12 protein-coding genes and 1 pseudogene are annotated in these 11,976 nt (G+C 68.3%); 1 reads left to right on the forward strand and 12 read right to left on the reverse strand.

Annotated features, from left to right (window positions below; translation table 11 throughout):
• Positions 1 to 105: 105 nt before the first annotated feature.
• The 9 genes and pseudogenes from JFB92_RS17205 to JFB92_RS17245 all read right to left on the reverse strand — a co-directional run bounded on the left by JFB92_RS17205 (position 106) and on the right by JFB92_RS17245 (position 6,302).
• Positions 106 to 972: a nucleotidyl transferase AbiEii/AbiGii toxin family protein gene (locus tag JFB92_RS17205; protein WP_199041639.1), complete on the reverse strand. Its 867-nt coding sequence runs from the start codon at positions 970 to 972 to the stop codon at positions 106 to 108.
• 35 nt (positions 973 to 1,007) lie between these two features.
• Positions 1,008 to 1,595 carry a type IV toxin-antitoxin system AbiEi family antitoxin domain-containing protein gene (locus JFB92_RS17210; protein WP_199041642.1) on the reverse strand — a complete coding sequence of 196 codons (588 nt, stop codon included), beginning with the start codon at positions 1,593 to 1,595 and terminating at the stop codon, positions 1,008 to 1,010.
• Positions 1,596 to 1,852: 257 nt separating this feature from the next.
• Positions 1,853 to 2,158: pseudogene (locus tag JFB92_RS17215) on the reverse strand (transposase family protein); the annotation flags it as partial.
• A gap of 365 nt (positions 2,159 to 2,523) precedes the next feature.
• Positions 2,524 to 3,465: a hypothetical protein gene (locus JFB92_RS17220; RefSeq protein WP_199041648.1), complete on the reverse strand. Its 942-nt coding sequence runs from the start codon at positions 3,463 to 3,465 to the stop codon at positions 2,524 to 2,526.
• Between the two features lie 141 nt (positions 3,466 to 3,606).
• Positions 3,607 to 3,882, reverse strand: a complete 276-nt coding sequence (locus tag JFB92_RS17225; RefSeq protein WP_199041651.1) for a DUF4143 domain-containing protein — start codon at positions 3,880 to 3,882, stop codon at positions 3,607 to 3,609.
• Positions 3,879 to 4,691 (reverse strand): hypothetical protein, encoded by an 813-nt coding sequence (locus JFB92_RS17230; RefSeq protein WP_199041654.1) that lies wholly within the window; start codon positions 4,689 to 4,691, stop codon positions 3,879 to 3,881. Before JFB92_RS17230 ends, JFB92_RS17225 begins: the two co-directional genes overlap by 4 nt.
• A 19-nt stretch (positions 4,692 to 4,710) precedes the next feature.
• Positions 4,711 to 5,073: a hypothetical protein gene (locus JFB92_RS17235; protein WP_199041657.1), complete on the reverse strand. Its 363-nt coding sequence runs from the start codon at positions 5,071 to 5,073 to the stop codon at positions 4,711 to 4,713.
• Between the two features lie 540 nt (positions 5,074 to 5,613).
• Positions 5,614 to 6,069, reverse strand: a complete 456-nt coding sequence (locus JFB92_RS17240) for a hypothetical protein (protein ID WP_199041660.1) — start codon at positions 6,067 to 6,069, stop codon at positions 5,614 to 5,616.
• A 38-nt stretch (positions 6,070 to 6,107) separates the two neighbouring features.
• The gene (locus tag JFB92_RS17245) at positions 6,108 to 6,302 is read right to left on the reverse strand and encodes a hypothetical protein (RefSeq protein ID WP_199041663.1); all 195 of its coding nucleotides are present in this window, start codon (positions 6,300 to 6,302) and stop codon (positions 6,108 to 6,110) included.
• A 98-nt stretch (positions 6,303 to 6,400) separates the two neighbouring features.
• Here JFB92_RS17245 and JFB92_RS17250 point away from each other — a divergent pair, with 98 nt between their 5' ends.
• Complete coding sequence (locus JFB92_RS17250) at positions 6,401 to 6,895, forward strand: hypothetical protein (protein ID WP_199041666.1); 495 nt, start codon at positions 6,401 to 6,403, stop codon at positions 6,893 to 6,895.
• Between the two features lie 322 nt (positions 6,896 to 7,217).
• On the opposite strand, the gene JFB92_RS17255 is transcribed toward JFB92_RS17250, so the two are convergent.
• The 3 genes from JFB92_RS17255 to JFB92_RS17265 form a co-directional block, all read right to left on the reverse strand.
• Positions 7,218 to 8,441, reverse strand: coding sequence for a hypothetical protein (locus JFB92_RS17255; RefSeq protein ID WP_199041669.1), 1,224 nt, complete (start codon positions 8,439 to 8,441; stop codon positions 7,218 to 7,220).
• Positions 8,438 to 11,158: a DEAD/DEAH box helicase gene (locus tag JFB92_RS17260; protein WP_199041672.1), complete on the reverse strand. Its 2,721-nt coding sequence runs from the start codon at positions 11,156 to 11,158 to the stop codon at positions 8,438 to 8,440. The genes JFB92_RS17255 and JFB92_RS17260 overlap by 4 nt, the downstream gene beginning before the upstream one ends.
• Before the next feature lie 131 nt (positions 11,159 to 11,289).
• Positions 11,290 to 11,976, reverse strand: a 687-nt coding sequence (locus JFB92_RS17265; protein WP_199041675.1) for a trans-sulfuration enzyme family protein, incomplete at its 5' end; no start/stop codon positions are given.

Below are 11,976 nucleotides of genomic sequence, written 5' to 3' on the forward strand. Positions count from 1 at the left end.
TTCTCACAGATAGGTCCCTCACACATACCGGGGGGCTTCACTGCAGATAATCAGTCGAGGCGCGGCCGTCGCAACGTGACGGCCGCGCCTCGTTTTCTTTGTCTCTCAGGCCTTCTCATCCCATGTTCGGGCTTGGCCGCTCCATCGCGAGTTTGCGGCCTTGCCGCTCAGCAGCGGGTCCGCGAAGCGGATGACCTCGGCGATCAGTGCTCCGAAGTCTTCGGGGTAGCTGTCGACTTCGGCTCCTTGCCTGCGGCGCCAGGTCCGGTAGTTGCCTCCGCGTGAGTCGACCAGTGAGCCGATTCGCTGGGACAGCGGTCGGAGCGGGATACCCCGATAGTCGGCCGTGCGTCGCAGCGCCTCGGTAAGCGTGCCGCCATCGAGGTCGTGCCCGCCGGTGAGTCGCCAGATGTCGGCCCAGTCCCGTTCCCGGGTATTGATCTCGCCGAGATTCACCGCCGTGGCGATCTTCTCGGCAAGGACGGTCTCGATGGGGTACGCCAGGATCTCGAAGCTCTGGGATTCGAGCACGCTCGGATAGGGAATGCGGACCGCTCCCGGTGTGACGGGATCGCCGAAGTTGACGTCCAGGGCCAGCTTGATCTGTGCCTTCCCGAGGTTGGCGGGCATCGTGATCCGAAGGCCGGAATACAGGTCGTCCTCACGGATGACTGCTGCACGGATCTGGTCAGTGTCGAATTCGAGGCCGTCGTCAATGCCGATACCGGCGATCTCACCGACTCGGTCGACGAGCACCTCGACGTCGTTGTCCATGCGTCCGAGCAAGTCGGCGTCGCGGGTGGGCCTGCGCGCGTCGAACGCTGCGAGCAGCAGCCCTCCCTTCAATATGAACTGGTCGGCATATAGCGAGACGGAGACACGGTAGAGCCAGCGCTCCAGCGCGTAGGCCACCAAGAGTTCGTCGGTGCCTCGTTGCTGTCGCCGAGCGGTGTTTCGCAGATCGTTGAACACACGACCCGCCGTCGTGTCTCGAGAGGGAGTCGGCATCAGCTGAGTATCACCCGCATCGCGTCGGTCAACGCGGAGGCACGGCCAAGCCTCCCGGCAACGCTCATCAGTTCCGCGGGTTGACCGCGCTTCTCGGCGAGGTAGGTCCGCAATGCTGCCAGCGCGACACCTTCACCGACCAGGTGACGCATACGCATCGCGTCGGCAACGGCGCGCTCGGGCGAGTAGACGTTCACCAACTCTCCGGGTGCTACTTCGAAGGGCTGTTTGCCGATGTCAAAAGTGGCAGGATCGAAGCGGTGCATCTCTGTTGGCGGATAGGCGATACGCGGAGGGTTGACGCCCCTCGGCACCGCCAGCTGCACAGCCGGCGGAACTTCGTCGGTCAGATCGTGGAGCGCCAGTGCTGACACCAGGCAGACGACCCCGCGCGGAGCACGCCTGGCAGCCGCTAGGACGTCGAGGTACGTGGTCTCGGCCGCGTCAGCCTTGCGGTACACGCCTCGGGAGATCTGAACGACCTTCCCCGAATCTCGCCATGAGTACACCGCGCGTCGGGACCCGCCTGCGGCGATGACTTCCGGGAGCGTGAACGTGGCTGGAAGCTCATCCAGTTGGACAGCCATGAACAAAAACATACCATGTTTGTGTTTATGGTATGTGTTTATTCCTCACCAAGCTGTCGTACACGACTCTCACCTGGGGAAACATGTTTGCATAGGCTGCTATGAGGCCTGCAAGCCCACTACCAGGTAAAACGCCCCGGATTAGGCGGTTTTGTGGGCTCATCTCTAGTGTTCGTGGGCGGGATTTCACGGGTTTCTGCCTGGTAGGGCGGGGCGGTGTCCGCCGAGGTTCAACAGCAGCAGGGCGCGGGGTCTCGGGTGAAGCCCGCGCCGTGGCGGGCCCACGGCACGCCTGCGACGGTGACCCCGCAGGTCCGGCAGTCCACTCGGGGTGAGGCGGCTTCGATCCAGGTTCGCACCGTGCCCAGGTCCAGGCCGCGCCACCGGCGCCGACCGGTCCTGGCGTCGTAGCCGGGCCACTGCTTCCCGCACTTGCCGCACCGGCTCCGCTGCGCGGCTTTCGGGCGGGTGTGCACGACCAGGTCCTCGCCGTCGAATTCGACGTGTTCGACCACGGCCTGCTCCAGCCCGAGCAGGCGCTGAAATATCCTGTTGAAAGACACGCTGTCTTCTCCACGGTGATTCGTCCGGTTTCAGCACCTCGAATTCTAAGCGAGAGACAGCGTGTCCTCTTTCAATCCCCAGCTCAGACACCCACTCTTCCTAGGGAAGAGCCCTAGAAATCCTCGGTATCGCCGATATCGAACAGACTTTTCAGCAACTACGACTTTGCTGATGCCGTGGTTCAACATGATGAGAGGATTTCCGACGGATCCATGATCGTAATAACAGATTCGCCGATGCCAGAACCGTATATTCGCCCAGCCTTTGGACCCCAGATCGCCGCGATTGGCGCTGCCCACAGCATCCCTCTTTCGAACAGCGATGCGTCCGCGCGAGGGCTGTCCACGCCGCGGTGCCGACGGGCTCAGGCCTCCAGCTCGGTCAGGAACGCCGCCAGTTCCGCTCGGAGGTCGCGGGATCTGGTGGCGCTCCGGCTCGTCATCAGATCGACGGCTTCCCAGGTGAGGCGCCAGTCTTGGTCGGTGGCCGCTTCCATCAGCGCTTTGAGGTCGGCGTGTTCGCGGATGCCGCTGTAAGCCTGTTCGGAGGAGTAGGCGTCCATCGTCGCGAACTGGTCGGGCCGGAGGTCACGGCCGGTATTGCCGAGAGACAGGACGGTCAGGGCGATGAGATGGCCGGTTCGGGCCACCGCGTACACCTGCCCAGGAAGGATCTCCAGCGGCTCGGCCGCGGCGGTAATCTCGGCTTCGATGCCGGAGGCGGCGAAGACCAACTCCACCTCGAGGTCCCGGTCGCCGGAATCGTCGACGAGACGGGCCCCGGCGACGAGACCGTTGGGGTGGTGCTCGATCTCGATGTTCGCCGGGTCGGCCGGTCGGTCATGCTCTTGGCTCCAGTTCTTGACCGACATCTGGTCGGTGACGCTGAGCAGGCGGAGCCCCGCCTCCTCAAGGTCGTCGAGGATGCCGTGGGCGACCTGCTCGTCTTTGACCGACAGGATCACGCTCGCGTGGGTCATGTACGCGGGTTCGACCCGTGCTGAGACAGCCAGGCTCCCCGCCAGCGCCCAGGGCGCGCCGACCGAGTCGACTGCGGCGGCGAGCCGGCGGTAGGAGCGTTCGAGGTCGTTCGCCATGGCCGCCTCCGCTCCTTTGGGCCGCTCGCCGCCCGGGACATCGAAGTCCTGGATCCCGCCGGTGCTCATCCACTCCAGGACGGCGTGCTTCAACTCCCACGCGCCGATGCCGGGCTGTTCACGGAGCACCTTCATGCGGTACATGCGCAGACGGGTCTCGTCCATCTCCTGGGCCAGCCGCAGCCGGTCCCTCGGCGTGAATGATGCCATGCCGCCAGCGTATTTCGATCCGGCCGAAACTTGAACCCCGCATCCCGACACCCGACGCAGAGATTGCAACCGCACACCGGCCCACGCTCCTTCCCCAATCGGCCCCGGTCTGTGGGGTACGACGAGCGGGTGCGGACGGACTCAAGGCAGCGGTGCCCCGCCCCACGGCGCCGAGACGGGCACGGCGGCCGCGTTAGGACCGAACGGCACCCTCTCCTCGCCCAAGTGGAGGACATAGCCGGCGTGGAACCGGTCGCCGAATCGGTCTCGGAGCGAACGGAGATGTTTGAGCGAGTCGGACCGCACTGTCACCGAGGCATTGACCTCGATGGCCGCCACCGCTCCGTCTCGGCGTTCGAGCACGAAGTCGAACTCGCGGCCGTCGCGGTCGCGGTAGAAGTGCAGCCCCGATCTCACCGGACCGGACCGACTTCGGGGGCAAGGAAGCGATCCTGTTGCGGCCCCACCACATAGTTCAAGGCACCGTCGAGAATCGTCGCGACGTTCCCCGCCTCCTCCTCGACAGCCGACCGGATGCCGGCGGCGCGGTCGAGAGCGCCCCTGAGGATCGCCACGTACTCTCCTTCGCCGGGATCGGTGGTCGCGTGGTCGATCACAGCGCCCACGGCCGCCACACCACCGAGAATCACACTGGCGACACCACCTGAGAAGACGGTGGCCAGGGCCGAGAAGACCGCCGTCACCATGCTCGCCGGATTCGAGGCCCGCTTCCTGGCCCGGGCCACCTGTCCCATTCTGGCGAGCGTGCTTTCGAGCAGGTCCAGGTACTTCTGACGGGCCTGGTCGATGATTGCCTCGACCAGGGCCATCGCCGCCTCCGCCGCCTGGAGGACGCCGTGCGTGGCGCCGAGTGCACTGTACAGATCGGGCAGATAACCGTTCTTGAACTCGTACTGAGGGCTGCCGGAGGGCCCGTCCCACCACTCGAGCTTGGATTCGATCGTGTCGATCGGGCCACGGCCGTGTTCGGGGTTGAGATCACTCAAAACGGGCCGCACCGAGAGCGACATGCTGCTCAAAACCGGGGAGGTGCCGCCTGTGATTCTCCCGAAGCCGGTGAACAGCGGGCTACCGGCCTGAAGTTCTGTCAGCAGGGGCTTCGCGAAGAGGACGTCTGCGGTGCTCGACTCATCGCGGAACGCCTCCCACAGGGCCTCGAACGCGCTCTCCACATCGGCGGCGAAGACCTCATCGTCTTTCGGCATGGCTACTTCTCTCCCCTGCTCAGTACCCTATCGAGTGGAAATCGGTCACGATCTCGTCCTCGGTGTAGTCGTAATCCTGCGCGACCTTCTCGAGGGCGTCGGCGGCGTCGAGGATCCGCACCTGGGACTCTCTGAGCCCCGAGGCCAGGCCGTCCGTGAACTCGGCCCACTTCTCTCCGACGGAGGCGAACGGATCCCATCCGACGTCCCCGATGATTTCGATGACGTACGAGGTCCCCGAGAACGAGGCCCCGGCATGCCCTTCGGTACGGAAGAATCCGATACGCGCCTCTTCGAGCCGCTCGGCGATCTCGGGGAGATCGACTTGGGCCACGTCGCGGATTGCGTCCGGGTCGACGCGGCGTTGCTGGTCGTCGCTCATGGGTTCGGAACCGCCTCCGGGAATCGGTGATCTGCGTTCCTTGCACTCACATCTTGGAGGGCTCGGCTCCCGGTTCGCTCCCGTTGGGCTCCCGCCGCGATCGGGATGCCCGCGCGACCCCGTTCGGTGGACCGCAGATACGCACAATGCGAAGGCAGACCGGATCTGTTGGTCGAGTTCGAGAACTGCCGACGCGAGACCTACAGCGCCGGATGGACCGGCGCCTGGAGTGTCACGGTCGCTGACGAGGCTCGCCACCGAACGAGCCTTGATGAGTGGTTCAAGTCCGCACTATATGTTCCGAACATCACCGCTGGTACCAGCCGGTTCCACGCATGACGGCCCGAGACACCGGGTGCTGAGGACTTCGCGGCAATGACGGAACCCGCTTCGATCAGCCTCGTGCTCGTGGATCAGCGGCAAGAGGAACGTTGCACTGCCGACGACCAGGCGGCGGGCCTTGCCGCTGCGGACCATCGGCCTGCGCTAACTCGGCCGCTCCCGGGCCGGGCCTGGGGAGTTTCGAGGGGCTGCCGAAGCTCATCGACAGACCCACCCCAACGGGATGATCGGCGCGAGCTGGAGATGGTCCGGGCGCCTGAAGAACTGGACCACGAACGTACTGGGCAAACCGACCGTCGCCGGAGGCAGGCCGACCGCCATTCCGGCGTGGTACTGCCGCACACCGTAGAACGAGGAACCGACCTTTCTCATCCGGCCGTACACGGCTCCGGAGGCGTCGATGATGTCGAGGCCCAGCAACCGCGAACCGTCGGACCTGACCCGACCGTACGAGCGATCGCCGGCGGACAACTCCCATGAGGGTTTGAACGTGAGGCTCTTCTGCCGGATCGACCCGATCTCGCGTCCGTGGGGATCGGCACGGTGATACGGCTCTTCCAGCGCTTGAGGTGGCGCACTTCCAACGATGGAGCCCCGCTCCGATCGGTGACCGTCGCCATGTCGGTCTTCTGGTGGTCGACCAGTTCCTTCCATGACGCCTCGTCGACACCGGGACCGGTACCGAGGTCCTTCTAGTTCGCCCAAGCGACGACCCGGCCGTCGGGCCTGACCCGCACATGACGGAACTCCTCGTGGGCGGCGGTCTGAGCTTCCGCGAACACGAGGATCGGCTCGCCGAACAGCGTGCGGTCTCCCAGGCTTGCCGGCCTGACCTCCGCCTCGGCCAGCATCTCCTGGACCTGCTCGGCCCCGAACTCGTCGTTCATGAACCGAAAGGTACAGCGGTCCGGCAGTCGGAGGCGTCCCCCGGTGAACCGGATCCGACGCCGAAGGACGCGTGGCGGGCCGCGGCCACAATGTCGACATGGACTCGCAAGGTAGAGCGGAAACGGCCCTACGGCTCCGCGAGCATTGGCTTGCCGAGGAGGCGCCCGACCCGAACGTGGACTACATCGCGTTCGCCGACGGCACACTAATGGTGATGGAGCTGTGCCCGCTCGAACCCGTCGCTCGGTACTCCCGGCCCGCCGGCTACCGATGGTCCGAGCTGCTGCAGGCCACCAAGTGGACGCCCAGCTCCTGGCTGTGCTGCGACGAGCGCGCCTCGCACACTCACGGCGGATACCGTGCCCTGGCGGGAGAGTCGTCGTGGGGAAGCATCGGCTGGGTCGCGCTCGCACGGGAAGGCGCCGAGGGCTCCTTGGAGTGGGTGGCGACTTCCTTCGGCTCGAATCCGTTCTCCAAGGTCGAATTGAACGAGACCACGCTGACCGCTGCCAGCACCGCCGGCTACATCTGGGAATTCCCCCGGGGCGCGCCGCAAAAGGTGCGTATCACCGCCGACCCGGACTACCCGTGACGCCGTTGTTTCGGCGCTTTCCGGGGTGTCCGCCGCTGGTGTCGCAGTCCGCCGACGGCGAGGACTGACCGAGCGTCCAGGGGGCCCCAGCGATGAGCAGGCGATGCTCTGGCTCCCAGCTATCGGCGGCGCCCAAGAGACGTACGGCTGCCCCGTCGCGATGGTGGTGCCATGGCGAAGTGGGCAGTGGCGTACTCGACATGGGAGGATCGCGGCTGCTACGCCCTCCCGCTGCTGATCCCGCGTCCCGAAGACCTCGTGCGAAGCCGACCGTTAGGGACGGTCCCCGCGGCGCTGATTCCGCTCGTTCCGGTACCGGCTATCAGGCCCGGAGCGCGGGGGATGCGGTTTCCATCCATTGGACGGCGTCCCCGAGGTCGGCTCGGGGCGCGGCGACGAGGCGCCATCGGTTGCCGTCCTTGGCGAAGGGGTACCAGCGCCCGTCGCGACCCAATCGCAGTTGGAGCCCCCGGCCGGTGAAGGTCCAGCGGTTCCGGCGACGTGTCACGCCGCCGACCGCCCGCGCGAAACGCTCGTCGGCTTCACGGCAGCGCTCCAGGTCCGGACTCCACTGCTCGGCGACGACCGCGACGCCGTCGGCTCCTGCGTAGAGCCACGCGAATCCGCGGTCCTCGACCTCCTGCGGCGGGCAACCGGCGAGGCGGGCGAGTTCGGGGGCCTTCTCCTTGGCGAGCGCGGCGACGCGGATCGCGTCGAGCCGCGGGTCGTCGGGTCGCGGCGGGATCCGGATCCCGCGGTCGGCGGCGTCGAGCGCGACGAAGGCGGCGTTCGCGGCGACGGCGGCCTGGAGGTCGAGCCGGTCCGCGGTGATCTCGGGGGTGAAGCGGCCCGGGTCCCACGGGCCGTCGTGGAAGCAGGGAGGGTCCGGTTCCCCGGGCCGCTCGGGGGCCTCGGGAAGCGGACCGGGGGTCCTGGCGAAAGCCTCGGCCGGGGCCGGTCCGTCCTCGAAGGCCGTGGCGGCCCAACGGGTCCGCCCCGCTCCTTCCGGCACGGCCTGGGCGGGGACCGGACCGGCGGAGCCGACGCCTCGGGCGCGCAGCAGGATCGACGCCGAGCGGTCGGCCTCGTCGACGAAGGTTTTCAGCGTCGCGATGATGTGCTTGCACACCGGATCGGGGTCGGGGCAGTCGCAGTCCGCGTCGATCACCTCGGGAGCGGGAACGACGGGGCAGCCGGAGTCTTCGGCGAAGGCGAGCAGTTCGCGAGTGCAGGTTCCGGCGGCGATCTCAGGGCCGTATCCGGCCGGGCCGGTCACGTACTCCCAGGCGGCGCGCTCGTAGTCGTCGAACGCGGGGTAGGCCACGGTCACGAAGTAGCGTCCGCCTCGGGAGCCGGCGACGAAGGTGTGGATCGCACCGGGCTCTGTCTCCAGGTCGTCGACGTAGCCGGTGCGCGCGGCCATGGCCAGGCCGCGGCCGATACGGCCGGAGTCGGTGCCGTCGACGAGCCGGTCGAGGGCCCGGGCGAGGTCTCTGGCGGCAGGACCGAGCCGCGTGTCGGCGAGCACACCGCTTCGTCTGCTCATCGTTCCTCCAGTCGGACCAGTTCGGCGAGCTGGTCGTCGCTCAGCTCGGTGAGCGCGGCCTCGCCGGAGCTGACGACGGCTTCGGCGAGGGCCCGTTTGCGTTCCATGAGGGCGGCGATGCGTTCTTCAAGCGTGCCTTCGCAGACCATGCGGTGCACTTGGACCGCACGGGTCTGGCCGATCCGGTAGGCCCGGTCGGTGGCCTGCTCCTCGGCGGCGGGGTTCCACCACCGGTCGTAGTGGATGACGTGGGTGGCGCGGGTGAGATTGAGGCCGACCCCGGCGGCCTTGAGCGACAGCAGCAGGACCGGGATGTCTCCGTTCTGGAACCGGGCGACCATCTCCTCCCGGCGCTTGACCGGGATCTTGCCGTGGAGGAATGCGGTGTCGATCCCGGAGCGCTCCAGATGCGCTGACAACAGGCGGCCCATGTGGGCGTACTGGGTGAACACGAGAGCGCGCTCGTCCTCGGCGACGATGGTTTCGAGCAGTTCATCGAGCAGGTCGAGCTTGCCGGACTTCCCGGCGGCGGGGTCGTCGGCGTCGGCGTAGTGGGCGGGGTGGTTGCAGACCTGTTTGAGCCGGGTGAGCAGCGCCAGCACCAGGCCGCGCCGTTCGATTCCGGAGGCGGCCCCGATGGCGGCCATCGTCTCGTCGACCACCCGCTTGTAGAGGGCGACCTGGTCTCGGCTGAGGGTCACGTGCTGGTCGGTGACGGTCTTGGCGGGGAGCTCGGGTGCGATGCCGGGGTCGGTCTTCAAGCGGCGGAGCATGAACGGCCGCACCAGGGCTCCAAGTCGGGAGGCGGTATCGGCGTCGCCGAGTTCGGCGCGGCGACCGTAGGACTTCCGGAAGCCCTCCAGCGAGCCGAGCAGGCCCGGCGTGGTCCAGTCCAGGATGGACCACAGGTCGGTGAGGTTGTTCTCGACCGGGGTGCCGGTGAGCGCCACGCGGGCGCCGGACTTGATGGCGCGCAGGGCCTTCGCGGTCACCGCGGCGGGGTTCTTGGCGTGCTGCGCCTCGTCGGCGCACACCAGGCCCCATTGGACCGAACCGAGGGCTTCGGCGTCGCGGCGCATGGTCGCGTAGGTGGTGACGACGATCTCGCCGGGGCCGAGGGCGTCGAGGGTGCGGTCGCGGCCGTGGAACCGGCGGTGGGCGGTCTCGGGGGCGAAGCGGTTGATCTCGGCCACCCAGTTCGCCATGAGCGAGGCCGGGCACACCACCAGCGTCGGCCCGGCGGTGGCCGGGTCGTCCTGCCTGCGCAGATGGTGGGCGATGAGCGTGATGGTCTTGCCCAGGCCCATGTCGTCGGCCAGGCAAGCGCCCAGTCGCATCTCGGCGAGGCCGGACAGCCAGGACAGGCCCCGCAGCTGGTAGTCGCGCAGTTCCCCGTCGAGCGCGGCGGGTTGGGCGACGGAGGCGGACCTGTCCGGGTCGCGCAGCCGGTCCCGCAGTGTCGCCAATGGACCGCCGACGGCGACCGGGACGGTTTCGCCGCCGATGTCGACGGCACCGGTGAGCGCAGCCCGCAGGGCCTCCAGGGGAGCGGGGGTGTCGAGTCGCCGCGCGAGCTTGCTGCGCAGCGCCTCGTCGACCAGGAGCCAGCGGTCGCCGACTTTGACCAGGGGGCTGTGGGAATCGGCGATCGCGTCAAGTTCGGCCTCGGTGAGTTCGCGGTCGCCCAGGGCCGCACGCCATTGGAACGACAGGAGCTTGTCGAGGGCGAACGGGCTGTCATCCACAGTGTCCTCAGGGCCGTCGACGGCCAGCGACACCCGCAGGTCCTTGTCGACCTCGGCGTCCCACCGGACTTCGACGCCCAGGTCCGCCAGGTCGGCGAGGCCGTCGTCCACCAGCAGATAGACCAGGTCGTCCTGGTCGAGGTCGACGGCGAAATCGGCGGCCCAACTCGACAGCTGGTGCAGTTTGCGCCAGCGCGCGGCACCGGCGAGGGCGTTCAGGCCGCGCCGGAACTCGCCGCCGTCGATTCCGGCTTCGGCGTGGTCGACCAGGCGGGCCGGGTCGGCGCGGTCGTACATGAGCGCCCGCATCCGCGTGGTCGGCGTGCCGGGTTCGATCACGAGCGCGAGTCCCCAGCCGATGTCGCGGCCGTTCGCGAGCCGGGCCGCCGCGGCGGCGAACTCGGGGGCGTCGATCGGTTCCTCGGCGCTGAGCGCGTGCTCGCCGACCAGGGCGGTGACGGCCGGGGATCGGGTCCAGCCGTCGGCGACGGCGTCGAGGTACGCCCGCAGCAGCCGGTACGGGTCGGCCATGCGGCGGTCGGCGGTCGCGGCGTAGGCGGCCGGGGGCATCGCGTCGGCCAGGCGGCGCAGCCATTCGGCGTCGGCCCCGTCGAGCCCGGCGATCCGCCAGGCCCCGGCGCCCTCGGCGTCGAGTCCCGGCGCGATCGCTCCGGTCGCGATGAGTTGCAGGGCTTTGCGGGCCGCCAGTGCCCAGGCGCGGGCCGAGTCGGTGGCCGCCTCGGCGGACAGCAGGTATTCGGCGGCCCGCTCGGGCCAGCAAAGGAGTGCCGGGACGGTCTTGCGCCGCCCGGAGGCGTAGGCGACGACGGTGACCTCGCCCGCGTCGCCGGGAGCCTCGGGCAGGGGCCCGCGGTCGAGCCGATAGAACGCGACGAGCCCGCCGCGCGGCGGATCCGAGGGCACGAACGTCACTTCGCAGGCGATCGTCGCGGTTTCCGTTGCAGTGTCCAAGGTCCCTCCCCACCAGGCTCAACGAGCCTAACGAGGCGCCGGTGACGGCACCGGGGAGGGGAATGCGGCGGTGCGCCGTCCCACGGTCGCGGCTCGCGTCCGCACCCTGGTCGAGCCCCGGTGAGCAGGAACTAGGCGGTTACGAGGGCCTGGTCGAAGTCGGCGATCAGGTCCTCGGCCGCTTCGATGCCGAGCGAGAGGCGCACCAGGTCGTCGCGGATGCCCGCGGCGGCTCGGGCTTCGGGGCTCATGCCGACGTGGCTGGTGGTCGCCGGGCGGGTGATGAGCGTTTCGACTCCGCCGAGACTCGGCGCGACGTACGGCAGCTCGAGCCGTTTGAACAGGCGCTCGCATGCTTCGACCCCGTCGGCGGGCCGGAACGCCAGCATCGACCCGAACCCGTCGAACAGCTCGGCGGCCCGCGCGTGGTCGGGGTGGGATTCGAGTCCCGGATAGGCGACTTCGGCGATCTGCGGGTGTCCTTCCAGGAAGCGGGCGGTCGCCGTCGCGTTCGCGTTCTGCTGGCGCACCCGCAGCGCGAGCGTCTTGAGCCCGCGCGCGAGCAGGTACCCCGCGTGGGGGTCGAGACTGCCGCCGTACAGCTTGATGCACGAACGGGCCTGCTCGACCAGCTCGGCCGAACCGGTGACGACCCCGGCGACGATGTCGGAGTGTCCGTTGAGCGCCTTGGTCGCCGAGTGGCACACCAGGTCGAATCCGGCTTCGTGCGGCCGGAAGTTCACCGGGGTGGGGAAGGTGTTGTCGATGATCGAGGTCAGGCCGTTGTTCCCGGCGAACCGGGCGATGCCGGCGAGGTC

The organism is Glycomyces salinus, assembly GCF_016428645.1.
Lineage (GTDB): Bacteria > Actinomycetota > Actinomycetes > Mycobacteriales > Micromonosporaceae > Glycomyces > Glycomyces salinus.